This is a genomic window from Alkalimonas amylolytica, assembly GCF_900107845.1.
Classification (GTDB): Bacteria; Pseudomonadota; Gammaproteobacteria; order Enterobacterales; family Alteromonadaceae; genus Alkalimonas; species Alkalimonas amylolytica.
Genome location: NZ_FNRM01000001.1, coordinates 389492 through 404767 on the forward strand (window position 1 = coordinate 389492; position 15276 = coordinate 404767).

Sequence of the window (15276 nt, forward strand, 5' to 3'; positions counted from 1 at the left end):
TTATTAATTAACTTGAGTGGAAGAACAGCCTCTATGGAGCAAAGTCCTCAGTCGCAACTCAAACTCCTGATCTTGAAAGGTAAAGAGCAAGGGTACCTCACCTTTGCCGAAGTCAATGACCACCTTCCACAAGACATTATCGACTCGGAGCAAATTGAAGATATCATCCGCATGATCAACGACATGGGGATCCAGGTGTTTGAATCTGCCCCCGATGCCGATGATCTGATCATGACCGATGCCGCCGCCGATGATGACGCAGCGGAAGAAGCAGCGCAGGCCTTGGTCAGTGTTGATAAAGAACTGGGCCGAACCACTGACCCGGTACGGATGTACATGCGGGAAATGGGTACCGTCGAGCTGCTGACCCGGGATGGCGAAATTGAAATCGCCAAACGCATTGAAGATGGCATCAACCAGGTTCAAACCTCGGTTGCTGAATACCCTGAGGCCATTACCTATCTGCTCGAATTGTGGGATAAGTACGAAGCTGATCAGATGCGGCTGAGTGATATTGTTACCGCTTTCGTCGATCCGAATGAGCTGGAAGAAGCCCCGGTTATTGCCACCAACATTGGTTCGGATGTGCCTGAGTCCAACAATGATGACGACGATGATGACGATGACGATGACGATGACGATGATGCCGATGATGGCGACAGCGGTCCGGATCCTGAAGTTGCACGGGTCAAGTTTGCTGAACTACGCGATCAGTACGACGTCACCCGCAACTCCATCGTCAGCAATGGCCGTGAGCACGATACCACCAAAGAAGAAATTCTGAAGCTGAGTGAAGTATTTCGTTGTTTCCGCCTGGTACCGAAGCAGTTCGATCGCCTGGTAAAAAACATGCGCGAAATGATGGACCGGGTGCGGGTGCAAGAGCGCCTGATCATGAAGCACAGCGTCGAGCATGCCAAGATGCCGAAAAAGGCGTTCGTCAAAGCTTTTACCGGCAATGAAACCTCGACCGCCTGGATCGACGCTGAAATTACGGCTAAGAAAGCGCATTCAGAAAAACTGACTGATTTCAAAGACGATTTGTATCGCTGCATCGAAAAACTGAAAAAGGTCGAAGAAGAAACCGGCCTGAGCATTGCCAAGATCAAAGACATCAACCGCCGGATGTCGATTGGTGAAGCCAAAGCGCGCCGGGCCAAGAAAGAGATGGTCGAGGCCAACCTGCGTCTGGTAATTTCAATTGCAAAAAAATACACCAACCGCGGCTTGCAGTTCCTCGATCTGATTCAGGAAGGCAACATCGGACTGATGAAAGCGGTCGATAAGTTTGAATACCGCCGTGGTTATAAATTCTCAACCTATGCCACCTGGTGGATCCGTCAGGCCATTACCCGCTCAATTGCCGATCAGGCCCGCACCATTCGTATTCCGGTGCATATGATCGAAACCATCAACAAGCTGAACCGGATTTCCCGTCAAATGCTGCAGGAGATGGGCCGCGAGCCAACGCCGGAAGAATTGTCCGAGCGCATGCAAATGCCGGAAGACAAAATCCGCAAGGTGCTGAAAATCGCCAAAGAGCCGATTTCGATGGAAACACCGATTGGTGATGATGAAGATTCGCATCTGGGTGACTTTATCGAGGACACCAGCGGCGAATCACCACTGGACTCGGCCACCATGGAAAGCCTGAAAAACGCCACCAACGAAGTACTGGCAGGACTTACCGCCCGTGAAGCTAAAGTACTGCGGATGCGTTTTGGTATCGATATGAACACCGATCACACCCTGGAAGAAGTCGGCAAGCAGTTCGACGTCACCCGGGAGCGGATCCGGCAAATCGAGGCCAAAGCCTTGCGCAAACTGCGCCATCCATCACGCTCGGAAGTGCTGAAAAGCTTCCTTGACGAGTAAACAACCAAGGCGCCTATCCGGCGCCTTTTTCATGCTTCCATCATTAAAATGTAGCAACCACTCGCACTGAGTCATCAACCATACTCAAGGGCACATAACCGATAATATTGGGGTTTTTAGCCACCAAAGTGAGTACTTCACTATCCGAACCCACTTCTTTCGGTGGTGTGCCCTTGCCGGTAAACACCAGCCTGGACCAATACGCCTTAATCTGACTCGAGGAACGTCCCAGCACCGCCTGATCAAAATGCGCCTTGGCGGGATGCGAATCGGCCAGGTTAACTGGGATAAAGGTTTCACCAGCAATGTCTCCGGAGCGGCCCATAAAAACACGGCTGATATCATCCTGACTGATTGCAGCGCCCTGGGATGGGTGCACAATCACCGCAATCTCAGCAAAGGCAGCTCCTTGCATAACCACAAACAGCGCCATCAATAGATTTTTCAACATAAGTCCTCCCGCCCTTTTCAGAACACCAGGTTGTAGTTTGCACTCAGTAAGGTGGTTGCCCCGACAAATTGAAACTCAGAACGATCAGAAAACCGGTTTATTTGAAACTTGAATGCACTTGAAGACGTGATGTCGTACCGCAAGGTCGCAGACAGATCTATAAAACGTTCATTTTCATAATCAGCATCTTTGGATTTTTCCCAAAAGCGGGCATAGTTGATAAACGGCGTCCAGGCGCCGATCCGCCTACCCACCCCAACACTCATAGCCGGTGCCGGTATGCTCAACTCTTCATCCCGACTTTTACGGGTATTGGTATTAAACTCCGACAAGATCAGCCAATCATTAAAATCTGCATTCAGCGCCAGACCAAAAACACGCTGTTTATCCGCCGGACGACTAAAATCTGCCGAGTCTGGTTTATCGGTGATGGAGTTATCAGACTGCAAATAGACAACTCTGGCGGTAAACCAATCTCGGGTCACTTCTAAATCGGCGCCCAAAATATTCCGCCAACGGATATCCTGGTTAACCTCGTCGTAAATACGGGCAAAACCAGATTTTCGCACGGTTTCATTGCCTGCAAAGGCACTGGCCTGGATCTCCCAATGCCCGGAGAAAGTAGCGTAGCGCACGCTGGCACCGTTGTAGTTACTTGCCTCCCAGCCATACAAAGCCTGTGTTGGACGAGCCCAGATGTAAGCCAGGCCGACATCCTGAAAATCTGAATAGTAATACAGCGGGATCCGTTTGCGGCCAACCTGTAAGGTAATTTCATTGGTTAGATCGTAACTCAGGTACAGCCATTCAAGGTTCACGCTGGAGTCTGATCCACGAGCTACCCCCTGGGCTGTCAGCGACAGACCGGGCTGAAAACGTACCGTTCCCTGCAAACCTAATCGGGTATCCTGCTTCCAGCCAATGTCACCTCGCTCATACAAACCTGCGGTATTAAAGTCGGAAATAAAGCAGGGACAGTTAAACCCTTCATAGTCGTAAGCGCTTTCTTTTTTATCAATGATAGTGCCTGCTCCAACGGTCAAAAAACCACCATACTGGAAGTCTACCGCACTTACTGTAGATGCAACAAAGAGCGCAGGAACCCAGACAAACTTAGTGCACTGCATAATTAAACCCTTCATTCAGCCGTTATTAAATTAGAGTTTAGTTAGATTTAGCCCATGCAACCAATAATTTGAAAGAAATAATGAAAGTAACACTTTTCAGGAACAGGTGAGAACCTGCAGGTTTTTGTATGGAAAATAGCCAGGCAAGCTGAAGATGCCAAAAAAGCCAGATGACAACACCGGTAAAACTTTCTATACTGCAAGCCGTTTTTCGCTTCGCTAAAATTTCTGCACAGATGGCCCTATAGCTCAGTTGGTTAGAGCGCTCGACTCATAATCGATCGGTCGCTGGTTCGAGTCCAGCTGGGGCCACCATTTTTAAAGGCTTGTCGTTTTACCCTACTTCCTGAAAATAGCTCGGTGCTACCTCTGTGCTACCGAGATACTACTAAACAAACTACAGCCTGTAAAACGTTAGGATAACCACCAAATCAAACTGGTCCGATGTGTTGACCGTCAACTATAGTTTATACTGTCGTTGTTAGCGTATAAACAGGACTCGAGAGAGTGCGCTAATGTCGCCTTATTAGATTAAGGTTACCGCCCAAGAGCGTGATACCCAAAGACCCTGATTAAACTAAAAAAGCGCCTTTTGGCGCTTTTTTAGTTTCTAGCGTTTATGTACCTTAATTGGTTTATTTGCTTTCGTGTTGTATGCAATAACAGAAAATCGAATCTTACCAGCCTTTGGGCTACTTCCTCTGGTTCTCAGGTAAGCAGATTGAACGTATAGCTGAAGATCGACACCTTTCTCTTTTGACTTCATGAGCGTAAAAAACACTTCATACTCCGAGCCTGAAGTGCTCCTTATTCTTAGAAAATTTTGTCGCCCCGTATGGTATACATGCCCTTCATCCAGGTTTTCAATGACCTCGTTCAGAAGCTTCGACCACTCGTACCTATCGAAACAAAAAGTTCTTACTTCTCTGTCGTCTGAATAATCCAGCTTAGGCTTTGTCTCATCCCTCATCACAGTAAAACAATGCAAACTATAAATAACCCTAATCCGATAAGGTATAGCAGGCTTAGTGTCTGTTGCAGCTTGTTCATAGAGCCATATTTTGGGATGTAGATGTTCAAGACTAAACTCATTCCCCTGATGTTGAAACGACTTCCAATAGATCACACGCTAACCTCGGTAACGTAGGGGAAAAATACCGCAAAACTCTTCATATACAAGCTACCTATGCTGTTTTTGTATTTCTGTCTCAACGCGAAGATTATCATGATCTAGAATTAACACTCTATAGCCATCAAATACCGCTAGACTTTTAGCTGACACCGTTACGATCTTACCTTCAGCAATCAAATCAGTACCAGAGAAAATCCTGGTACACCTTGCTTCAGGATGATCGCATTGAACAAAAGCTTTGATTTCATCAGCTGCCCGATTAGCCCCTACTGTGTAACTATTAAGTACCACTAAAACAGCAAATGCTATTATCGAAATAAACACTAGCGGCACTCCTACTCCAACCCCTGCAATTAAAGTCGGAACCATTATCCAGCCTAAATGCTCCCTGCCCCGATATTTCTCTTTCAAACGTTTCTTCCAAGATACCACTTGGAAGCTTAATTCATACATGCCATATAAAATGAAGCCATAAAGAAAAACAAATACACCTGCAGCCATGATCGTTGAAGCGCTAGTTGTCAGTTTTAACACCACAGAAAATATATGGATGAAGAATAAGAAAAATTTCACCAAGTACGCTTCAAATCCCAGCTCAAAATAGTCTTCGTTGATGCCATACCCCCCAAGATATCCAGCGTGATACAAGTAACCACAAAGGTACATAATAGGAATTACAAACGTCAGTGATGCTATGACGTAACTGAGAGTAAATTTCGAAGCTTGTTTTTCTGAACTATCCATCTTTCGATTACCTATCATGACACCTTAAGAGTTGAATAAGCTAAATGTATCAAATTTGTATATTGCTGACATGCTGAAGTTATATGCGTTATCAAAGCTATCAGTGAGTCGTCCCTACAAAAGAGGTAGGGACGACTCGAAGAGTCGCCCAGCAAGGCTCCTGCTCATGATGCCTTGCAACCAGAATCTCCCTCTCCAACAGTTGGGACAGAAGAGGGATGCTAAATTTCGGCTATTGCAATCACTGATCAATATGGTATCTTTATCTGGCAACTGCTCACTAAGAGCCAAACCAAAAAGGGCGCTCCCGCTGCCCGCAACACGTATCTGAAGGGCTACATTCGTAGCTAAGGTCTGAAAAGACCAAATCCAATATTATCGAAACCACAGTAGTCTGTGTTGCCTTCAGCAGAAGCCAGCCAGCTCAGCTTGTTTTGCTTCAGATCAGTTAGCCCACGTGTCTTTACGACAACTTACCCGGTTATGACCGTGTTTGTGGCTTTAAAACTCACCTAATTTGGCTGACGCCCCCTGATCTCCGGTTTCGATTTCCTTTCTTGTTAAACAACACTGGTCGTCAATCAACTGAAGGAAAAGAACATGAGTCAACTGGGCTATATGCTGAATTACATGGTTAAAACCACTCACAAAGAAGGTGGCTTTAACACCCGTGACAGCAGATCAAAACTGTTGAACCTTGCAGCAAAACAATTGCTAGCGAAAGGCTTCAAACTGCGAGATCCAAAAGGACTTAAAACCAAACACGTCAACTACCTGGTTGAAAAGTGGCAAAGCGAAGGTATTGCGCCAAAAACGATGAAAAACCGCCTATCTGCTCTCAGGTGGTGGGCTGATAAGATTGGAAAGCGTAATGTTGTCGCAAAAGACAACGACAGTTACGGCATACCCAGGGTTCGCAGTAACCCAATTGGTAAATCCAAACAGCTGGATCAGGAAAAGCTGACTCAGATACCCTGTGATAGACTTAAGCTATCACTGCGTTTGCAGCAACAGTTTGGTCTACGCCGGGAAGAAAGTATCAAGTTTGACCTCTCCTACGCCATGCGGAGTGATCATATTCGAATTAAAGGTTCCTGGGCTAAAGGTGGTAAATATCGTGAAATACCAATTACCCGACAGTCCCAACTGGATTTACTTAAAGATATTAAGGCCCTACCCCAATCAACGCTAATACCGGCTGATAAAAACTATAAGCAGCAACTAGAGCGGTATGAACGTGAGACCGATAAAGTAGGGCTAAATAAAAACCACGGCCTGAGACACCACTATACGCGAGAGCGCTATTTAGAGCTTACTGGCTGGCAGTGCCCTGCCGACGGAGGCCCAAGTCGGAGAGCTCTGTCAGCAGAGCATTACGCGATAGATACCGCTATCAGACTACAAATATCTAAAGAGCTTGGCCATGAGCGATTAAACATTACCTATTCTTACCTTGGTAGTTAGTCTTCTCTGTCATTACATCGTTGGCGAGTACTAATTTGGCCTGCCAAATTAGTACTCGCCAACATCTGTAGCTTTCCCATCGACAAAAACCCACTTGTGGTAAAAATCTCTATGGTTGCGTGAAATCTTGATAAACCCTTGTTTAATTTCAATAAGAGACGTTTCAGAAATTCCTGGTGCTTTTAAAGTGCCTATTAACTCCCAGTTCTTCTGTCTTGCTATATCTTTTTCAAAATGTGGTGGAAAATACTTATAAACCTGTAATTCAACATCTATCAAACCTGAACTGTTATCAAGTATCCCCAGGATAACTTCTTCAACCCCATCTGAGTCGATATCAGCCTGAGCAATGAAGTACCTATTGGACTTTAAGGGTGCTTTGTATTCTTCACCTGTTTCATAACCCAAGCTAAAGCAATGCTCAAGCCGAGTTCGGCTTCCATTGTGAAAATCGGCCTGGAAGGTGATATCACTTTGTTCAAAATATGCACGAACAACTTTGGGGTAATTCGTAAAAGATTGCTTCACAAGGTTTAACTTTACGGCACCGCCTCTGAACAGATCGTCATAAGTAAATTCAACCGCATTAAGCTTGGATTGCCCAGTCAAGAAGCTAAACCCTCTTTTTCTCAACCGTTTATGTTCATACCAAGGTAATAGTTCAGTCCTGATAAGCGGAGCGATACCGGTCATAGCAGCTAGAAAAACTATTAAGGGCTCTAAATTCGTTTTTGGGAAAAACAGCCAAATTATGGCAACTGAAACTACAAGTATAGATAACCAAAATGCAGGAGTTAAACGTTTCAAATTAAGTCCTTTAGAGTTTACCTAATTATTAGCCTTGAGTTTTCCAATCCATAATCACAGTTGCCAACTCGTCTTCTAGGCAATAGAAGAACGCAGTTGGCACCTCAAGCACTCTACTTAAAGCAATAACCGTTTTGAAATCAGGGGAGTGAACACCACGCTCATACTGGTTCATTCTGGCTGAAGCAGCAAAACGATCCATACCGGCCAAAATACCCAGCTGCTTCTGAGATAGCCCTTTTCGTTTTCTTGCCTGCTTTAACCGCTCAGGGAGCGGCGAACCATCGTTAGTATTCAATCTTAGTGTGAGACATTGGCTATTGAAAACTAAGATTGTCTTAGCTTTAATAGAGGCTGGATACTAAGGAATCCTTAGCAAATTTGGCATGCCAAATTTTTTAGAGCGAAAACGAGGGCTATGAGTGAAAATTACCTTATTAAGCTTAACCTGTGCGGCATTGCTGGCAGGCTGTGTCACGGTAACCAACAGCAAAGGCGAGCGATACGAGCTAACCAGGGACGGTTTAAATCCTATCGGCCCAACAAATACGAATCGGTATGCACAAGCTAAATTTTGTACCGGGCAAGTTGGATTAGAGCAAGTACAAACTAACCCTCAATTTACAGATGGAGCGTATGTAGGCTATTACAACGAGCATAACAATGTAGGTATCAGCCTGGATGAGTTTATCAATGCAAAAACCGCGAGAATGAATGAGTTCGACCGATCACGAAGTGAGCGTGCTTACCTGGAATACTATAACGAGCGCCAGTACATTCGGGAGTATCACCTTACAGGATTTGCAGAACTCGGTGAGTATGACTTTGATAAAGAAACCTTCCATCTTCACTTTTACAATCGCTATGAGATTGACCTCGGAGCAATGGGAGAGCATACATTCTGGTTGCAGTTGGAGAAATTTGCAGAGCTAAATGTGCCCACCAAACATGCTGAGGATTTCCTAAAGCAATTCACTAAAAAGCGGCCTGGCCAATACGAGATTGATCCATCCTTATCGGTTGCCCTCGGCGGCAGAAGCAACCAACAAGCCAACTCGAATAGACGGGTCCGCTACTATGCGTCTTTTTCACAAGCGGAAATGCAGGATAGCGAGCTGCATTTTCAACCAACCAAAGTGATCATCGAAAATATCGTTGGCGATTGCAGCTATGCATTACCGCAAACAAAAAACTAAGTAATTCTTAGTAAAAAATTTGGCATGCCAAATTTTTTTGATAAATCGGAGGCAGAAATGTGGGGTAAAGTATTAAAAGTAACTGGCTTGGTAGCCCTTGGAGTCCTTGATGTTGTGCTATCAAGCGATGATAGTGCCGATCAACACCAGCTGGATATGCTTAACGATGGTATGGGTAATATTAATGCTGATGGCGAAAGTATGACCCGGCAAGAGGCGGAGGATAAACAAGCCCTTGGTGAGCTGTACGATACCTACTATTAAATTTGGCATGCCAAATTTAATAGTAGGTATGTTGGGCATAGCCGACAAAAGTGTGGAGTGCGAATGAATCTTGAAAACCTGCAGCAAGTTGCTGAATTAAGGCCTTTTATTCCGGCTATTAAAGAGCTACGGCAGCGAATGGAAGGCATTGAGCTGTACAGGGAGCCATTGGCATTTCAGCTGGCCAATAGCTATCAGAAGGAGGAACAGCTTTATTTAGACCTGATGAAGCAGAAAATCTTTGCCTTTCAGATCACCAATGAACGAAATGAACATTGGGATATCTTAGAGGAGCCTTTTAATCAATTCGCTAGCAGGAGCGCTGAGCTAATTTTTGCTGCCAAAGGCGCATCCTCTGACAGGTTACACAATGGCTGATCGATTTGTGCGACTGGGGGCAAACTGGTTTTTCAAATATCACTCGTCACTAAATTTCTGATGCTTCAGCCTAGAGCTATAGCTGAAACCCAATTTTCTATGTCAATAAAAAGCTCGCCACACTGGCAGAAAGGTACTGAAAATGCCCAGCAAAAAATACTGGGCAAAGTACGTATCTCAATAAAATCTGATGATATTAAGCTGTTAGGTTAGTTGTGGAGTAAGGGGTAACAGCAGACTTCCACAGCCGGTAATATTTCACGCTAAGCGTCGGGCTTACTCACAGCCCATGATATGACATCAGATTTATTGATTGCGATTCTGATCTTGTCTTTCTCAATGTAAAACTCTTCACCAAGCCTCGAGAGTATTGTTAGCTCAGATACCTTACAAGGAGCTTCGGCCTCGAAACTCTGAATTACTCCCTGCATTTTTAACGGTAGACATGCTTCAGATTTAAAAACAACAGATGCATTTTTTATCGCACCAAATTTATAAATTTCCATTACCCTCTCAGGGATCCTGTGAAACATTTCAAAGGAAGAAAAAAGTATAAAAAATGCAGTCAGCCCAAGGACAGAATAGTAAATAAGCCCATTTTGAGATTTTCGCTTCATAATTGCGAGCAAATTAATAAATCCGATTGCGAAAGCTACTAAGAACCCGACAAATATTGAGCTACCTTTTGTAGTTTCAACTCCTGAGAAGGTGAGAATAGAAACGATATAAATTGGAAAAAAGGCTAAAAAAGTACAGCCTATCGACGTAAAAACCAACCTTCCGTACTCAGTAGCAAGTTCTTTACCTGTTAACTGAGATTTCTTATTTAAAATCCAACCAACTAATATCAAAACAATGAGGAAAACAGGTAGGTAAATAGGCTTTTCGGAAATGATCACCACCACTACACCGAGCCAAAATAACAAAGGAATTACAAACCACCCAACCACCCTAAGAAAATTTTTGCTACCATCCTCTTTTTCCCAATAGCGTTTGAACTTAGAGTCGTTTGACCAAGTCTCAACCCAGAAAACACCGGGGATAATCAGAGACACCATAAATAAAATAACAAGTAAGGTTGCAGTAATTGATGCAACAGCCAGAAACGTAACAGCTGATTGGAAATCTAAGTCGGGCATGTAACCAATATTAGAATAATATAAAGAATAGACAGCCCCGCCCAAAGATAAAAATGAAAACCAAAAAACAGTAGAAATATTACCGTACAAATATTGTTTTATTTTTGATGCATCCATGACAAACCCTTATTTAAAAATCAATAATCATTGATAAATTTTCGTTCCAAAAGGCTCTTTGTGCTTTGGTACTCCTCTAATGCTCTGTTAAACCCATTATTTTTATAACGCTTTTGCCGGATAGCTGTGCGCAACTGCTGGATCTTTGCAGTGCCAAGTGTTGCGACCATCACCCCTTCAATATCGACACAAACGCGATCTACCGTGTCTAGGTATTCCTGTTCGCGTAGTTCCAACATGACCTTTTCCAAAGTCAGCGCAGCTTGCAGGAGTCTGACCCGGTTTTTGCCCTTTGTAATTGTGGTATCACAGCTGAATGCACGGCGTGAGAAAATAAACACCAGCAGGTATTCAATGACATACTCCAGATCCAGAACGTCTATTTTGGTTGATGCTACTCTTGCCATGCTGAATACCAAATTACCGTTACTTAATTAACGTCTGAAAAATTTGGCATGCCAAATTCTCAATAATGATAAATAAATAGCTAAACTTTATTGTCAAATTCATTTTTGGCACTAGCAACGCTAGCTACAGACTTAGAATTCTTGGTCGGATTAGTTCAATCCTTGCCAAGACTTTACAATATATACTCTCATATTTTAGATCAGGTAATTAACAGCCAGATTGAGCTCTAAGAATATCCTCTTCAAGCATCAAAGATTGGATCTCAATGATTGCTTCGATTCCGGGAAGAATTTGGCCATGAGTTGCAGCTGCAACACTTTTTGCCAAAGCTATTTGTCCGTTGAGAACCATTTCATTTAATTGACGCGGTAATGATTGGACAGAAGTTTCCGATGCAAGCTCCTCAAATCGAAACAACTCTTCCGAAAGTTGTTGCTCAGTATTTTCACGCACAATTTGTTCAGCAACAGGACGTCCCTCAACTCCCAGGCCAAAACAACGTAAGTTATCGAGTTCAACAATGAGGTTAACTACACGCTCTGCATTATGGGCAAAAGAATCATTTAAACGAGGCACTTTTAAAATATCCAACCAGTCATCAACAGCGTACTGAAACGGGAATAGCGTACCTACACCTCCCACTGTAAGTCTTGACACCATCCAACCGTTGATTCTTGGGGCTATCCAGATGCGACGAGACTCACCAACAATATTACGAATCTGCTCGCCATTTTCTACAAGCCACACCGGCCAATCGACGGGTGAACTTATATCTACAATTATCAGGATTGCCAACGCAGGCCAAGGTAATGGGCTGTCCCAGTTCGGACGAGTATAAAGCTCAGCATTAATACCAACCTTTTCCAAATTGGTTCGCACTTGATTGATGTAACTGATTGATCTCGTCCGAAGCTGTTCATCAACTGAAAATTTCACTATTCGCAAGGCATTGCCAAGACTTGCTTTTCGGGCCTTTTCTGACCAAAGATGCACAGGATTACTACTGCATGAACCAGCCTCAGCTGCCAATAGGCGTAGCGATTCAATGACCCATTTAAGACGCTGCAACTGGTCGTCAGGTGACTTTCCAATTAACTCCCATGGCTCACTCTTTGCAAGCTCAACGCTCTTCAATAAATCTTCAACCCAAAAAATATAAGCCGCATAGTCATCAGGCAATTTAAGAAAGCGCCTGATAAGTTCAGACGAACAATTGAATAATATATTCTGGATTGGTGTGCTAAATTTTTCTGGCTCCTTTCCTGAAGCCCCATCGCGTGGTGGCGTCAATAGTCGAGAAGCATCATGTACTTCACCAAATTTAACCAAAATCTTCGACGGAGTTGCTTTGCGACGCAATGTGAAGTCAACAATTCGTTCCAATACAGGTACTAACTTCCCCAACAACTCTTCTGCGCGCTTAAGATATGCTGAGTAGCTCTCTGCCCCAACCAAACGTGCAGCAGCTTCAGTCCATAGCTGATTCCATTCAGGCAACGTAGTCGGTGGAGAATTTTTGCGAGGGATTCGCTTGGTTGCAATGGGAGGTCCTCCCTCAAGGCCGAGGGGTAGCCCATCAGCAGCAATAGCATCTACTGCAACCACTGTTACCGTTGGATCAAGACCAAATAAATGCTTACAGAGCTGCACAGTCTCCTCGTGTATATCTCTCTGTATGGAATCTGATACATGGAATATGGAACTACGTAATAACCGTCCCTCAGGAGCGGCCTCAACTTCAACTGGAGCTGCCCAAGATATCTCTTCTGGAACACGAGCTAGTAAACGTTTTAGAACTTCACCTTTCGTCCAAGCAACTGCAGTCTGATGATCAATTAATTGCACAGCACTCAGAAGATCTGCTGCTCCTTCAATATCTATATCATCGAATTGTGGGCTAATAGCTCTAAGTGCCGACTTAACGTACTCGGGAATAACGAGTCCTACCATTGCTGCTAGGTAAGCTCGAAGTTGTAACGGGTCTGCTTTTAGTATAAAAGCGTTTGTAGAGCTGTCCGATAGCATGGATAAAAGAGATAAACGCGGATCATCATGAGCACTACTTTTTAATTTGAGAGTCGCGGCTTTTAGACGCTCGGGAAGAGGTAGCGTGGAAAAATCTAAATCTGATACAGCAAACATTACTGCAAGATTGACTTGTGTTGGTTCCAGCCCAGCCGAAATCGCTTTAGGCAGCCATTCCCTCAAAGTCATTTCGACATGAACATGACCAAGGCCCGAGAATGCTGCAATTGCAGCAGCTGGGTCTTGGTCACATTCAATACGCTCAGCAATATGACTTATAAAATTTCCTGCCTCTGCTGAATAATTAATTCCTATATGGGCGATTAATAACTTCAGAGTATCTGATGTAACTGCATTAATTGCCTCTGTGACTGTGTCTGATATTAAAGGGGGTGGGCAAGTGTGACATAGTTCAAAAAGAACGGAGGATCGAAACTGATGTAATCCTTTTATTTTTCCTGAGACAGGTTCAGAAATAAGGTGTTCATCAGTTAATCGACGTAGTGCTCTATTCAGGTTTCCCAACGAAATACTGAGCACTTTAGCCAATCGGTTAGCTTCAATAGTGGCACCAGCCGAGCCTGCAAGTGCAGCGACTCTTAAAATGGCAAGCTCGTCATCGCGCTCCTCACGCAGCCTGCGTTCAACCTGTTCACTTAGAATGGACTTTAAACGCTCACCACGCGTCAGTATGTGTGTATATTCAAGTAAAAGCCCATTACTCCGAGACCACGGTTCCCGCCATCCACTCCACGATGTTTTCCCTTGAGCATAAAGTTGAGACCAGGTCCTCTCCGCTATCGTTACATTGCCTTCCAGTCGAATCTCAGCTGCGCGAGCCCTGGAGTCGAGCAGAAAAACGTCTTCTTCTCTAATGGAGCCTAATAACAACACTCCACCACTAAGCGAAAAATCCCGGGTTAGTTGATTCCAACAGTCGCTTAAGCCACGACCAACGTCATCGAGAATAAAGCCTATCGGTGCAGACGAGGATGCACGCAACATTTGTGCTAGTCGGATAAATAAATGAGCATCAGCAGCATGGCCTCGCTTGACTTCAAACCATCGGATGTTGTGCCGTACACATGCTGCTGCTTCCCACATTAATGCAGATTTACCAGTACCTGATGCACCTATAATCAACGCTGCGCCACGAGACTCCAGTGCAGAAATGACCTCTAAACGAGCTTCAGGCCTTTCGACAACGAGACCGGCAGCAAAATGGCTTGGACGCACATCGACGCCTTGATAGAAAGACGGATCATTAAATGGTGTGAGAAAATCAATTGCAGCACAGTAACCTTCCCGTAGCGCCTCTTCCATTCCAGCAAAATCCAGAAGTGGCTCCAGCCTGCTGATGGTTTCTTCCAAATCTGATACGGTAATACCTTGAAATCGGCCCCCTTTAACCAAGCCATTAGCATCAGCCAACGCACCAACTTTTTTTAACAGATCACTACAATAAATCTGAGCTGCTAAATGAACACAAGACCTGTTCTGCGTTACGATATCTAATGCAGATTCAGATGGTGAAGGCACTATACAAATTCTTGTGAGTGGAGAAAACAGTGAGGATCTGGGATCGCTACGAAGTGCTTTACGCAGCTCAGAATGTTCATCAACCCAATAGTCAACTGTTGCTCCGTTAGCAACAGGTCGTTCCAGGATCAATATCAAACATTTTGGTAAATCTTCACAGTCTTCGACCCGTTGCCATAAAGCCCGGATGAAACTTGCTGCGTCTGAAACTGGAAAAGGCCCCAGATGATCACGGCGGGATTTTACCTGTATCAACGAGCGGCCCTCTGTACAACGGATTTCATAATCATCTATCCCTTCTGGGATAATTTCTCCGTGCGGCAGTTCGTCTGCCCATGATTTAATCAGCAACCAAACTCCGACTGCATCTTGATAGCGAAAACCACGCCCTGCATGCGATCCCGATCGTGACATAATTATTAAATGACCTTATTTCGATTTGTGGAAACTGATATCAAGTTCCTTTTCTAACCATTGTAATGGTTTCACAGCACATTCCCACCTACCAAATGAGGGTTGCAGGTTTTAATCCTATATTTTGACTTTCCTGAACCCATATCCCTCGACATGAGCGCGTTCAGCAACGCGAGGGGCAGTGTTAAATAGCAAG

The 15276-nt window shown here is 44.4% G+C and carries 13 protein-coding genes and 1 tRNA gene; 6 read left to right on the plus strand and 8 right to left on the minus strand.

Going from position 1 to position 15276, the window contains the following annotated elements:
- Nucleotides 1-33: 33 nt before the first annotated feature.
- Nucleotides 34-1875, plus strand: a complete 1842-nt coding sequence (rpoD, locus tag BLW37_RS01705) for an RNA polymerase sigma factor RpoD (RefSeq protein WP_091338504.1) — start codon at nucleotides 34-36, stop codon at nucleotides 1873-1875.
- Nucleotides 1876-1918: 43 nt separating this feature from the next.
- On the opposite strand, the gene BLW37_RS01710 is transcribed toward rpoD, so the two are convergent.
- Nucleotides 1919-2326, minus strand: a complete 408-nt coding sequence (locus tag BLW37_RS01710; RefSeq protein ID WP_091338506.1) for a type 2 periplasmic-binding domain-containing protein — start codon at nucleotides 2324-2326, stop codon at nucleotides 1919-1921.
- Between the two features lie 17 nt (nucleotides 2327-2343).
- Complete coding sequence (locus BLW37_RS01715) at nucleotides 2344-3453, minus strand: TonB-dependent receptor (protein ID WP_091338508.1); 1110 nt, start codon at nucleotides 3451-3453, stop codon at nucleotides 2344-2346.
- Nucleotides 3454-3691: 238 nt separating this feature from the next.
- On the opposite strand from BLW37_RS01715, the gene BLW37_RS01720 reads away from it, so the two are divergent.
- Nucleotides 3692-3768 (plus strand) — tRNA-Ile (locus BLW37_RS01720).
- An 865-nt stretch (nucleotides 3769-4633) separates the two neighbouring features.
- On the opposite strand, the gene BLW37_RS01730 is transcribed toward BLW37_RS01720, so the two are convergent.
- Nucleotides 4634-5329 carry a hypothetical protein gene (locus BLW37_RS01730; RefSeq protein WP_139243641.1) on the minus strand — a complete coding sequence of 232 codons (696 nt, stop codon included), beginning with the start codon at nucleotides 5327-5329 and terminating at the stop codon, nucleotides 4634-4636.
- Between the two features lie 600 nt (nucleotides 5330-5929).
- On the opposite strand from BLW37_RS01730, the gene BLW37_RS01735 reads away from it, so the two are divergent.
- Entirely contained in the window at nucleotides 5930-6793 is an 864-nt protein-coding gene (locus tag BLW37_RS01735) for a phage integrase N-terminal domain-containing protein (protein WP_091338514.1), read from the plus strand.
- A 48-nt stretch (nucleotides 6794-6841) separates the two neighbouring features.
- Here the strand turns inward: BLW37_RS01735 and BLW37_RS01740 are convergent, their stop codons facing one another.
- Nucleotides 6842-7600, minus strand: coding sequence for a hypothetical protein (locus BLW37_RS01740; RefSeq protein WP_091338516.1), 759 nt, complete (start codon nucleotides 7598-7600; stop codon nucleotides 6842-6844).
- A gap of 28 nt (nucleotides 7601-7628) precedes the next feature.
- Nucleotides 7629-7898, minus strand: a complete 270-nt coding sequence (locus tag BLW37_RS01745; protein ID WP_091338520.1) for a helix-turn-helix domain-containing protein — start codon at nucleotides 7896-7898, stop codon at nucleotides 7629-7631.
- 124 nt (nucleotides 7899-8022) lie between these two features.
- Here BLW37_RS01745 and BLW37_RS01750 point away from each other — a divergent pair, with 124 nt between their 5' ends.
- The 3 genes from BLW37_RS01750 (at nucleotide 8023) to BLW37_RS01760 (ending at nucleotide 9438) form a co-directional block, all read left to right on the plus strand.
- Nucleotides 8023-8796 carry a hypothetical protein gene (locus BLW37_RS01750; RefSeq protein WP_091338523.1) on the plus strand — a complete coding sequence of 258 codons (774 nt, stop codon included), beginning with the start codon at nucleotides 8023-8025 and terminating at the stop codon, nucleotides 8794-8796.
- Between the two features lie 57 nt (nucleotides 8797-8853).
- Nucleotides 8854-9060 (plus strand): hypothetical protein, encoded by a 207-nt coding sequence (locus BLW37_RS01755; protein ID WP_091338526.1) that lies wholly within the window; start codon nucleotides 8854-8856, stop codon nucleotides 9058-9060.
- A gap of 63 nt (nucleotides 9061-9123) precedes the next feature.
- Nucleotides 9124-9438 carry a hypothetical protein gene (locus BLW37_RS01760; RefSeq protein WP_091338529.1) on the plus strand — a complete coding sequence of 105 codons (315 nt, stop codon included), beginning with the start codon at nucleotides 9124-9126 and terminating at the stop codon, nucleotides 9436-9438.
- A gap of 263 nt (nucleotides 9439-9701) precedes the next feature.
- On the opposite strand, the gene BLW37_RS01765 is transcribed toward BLW37_RS01760, so the two are convergent.
- The 3 genes from BLW37_RS01765 to BLW37_RS01775 form a co-directional block, all read right to left on the minus strand.
- Nucleotides 9702-10694 carry a hypothetical protein gene (locus BLW37_RS01765; protein WP_091338533.1) on the minus strand — a complete coding sequence of 331 codons (993 nt, stop codon included), beginning with the start codon at nucleotides 10692-10694 and terminating at the stop codon, nucleotides 9702-9704.
- 20 nt (nucleotides 10695-10714) lie between these two features.
- Complete coding sequence (locus BLW37_RS01770) at nucleotides 10715-11101, minus strand: hypothetical protein (protein ID WP_091338537.1); 387 nt, start codon at nucleotides 11099-11101, stop codon at nucleotides 10715-10717.
- Nucleotides 11102-11309: 208 nt separating this feature from the next.
- Complete coding sequence (locus BLW37_RS01775; RefSeq protein WP_139243642.1) at nucleotides 11310-15080, minus strand: hypothetical protein; 3771 nt, start codon at nucleotides 15078-15080, stop codon at nucleotides 11310-11312.
- Between the last annotated feature and the right edge of the window lie 196 nt (nucleotides 15081-15276).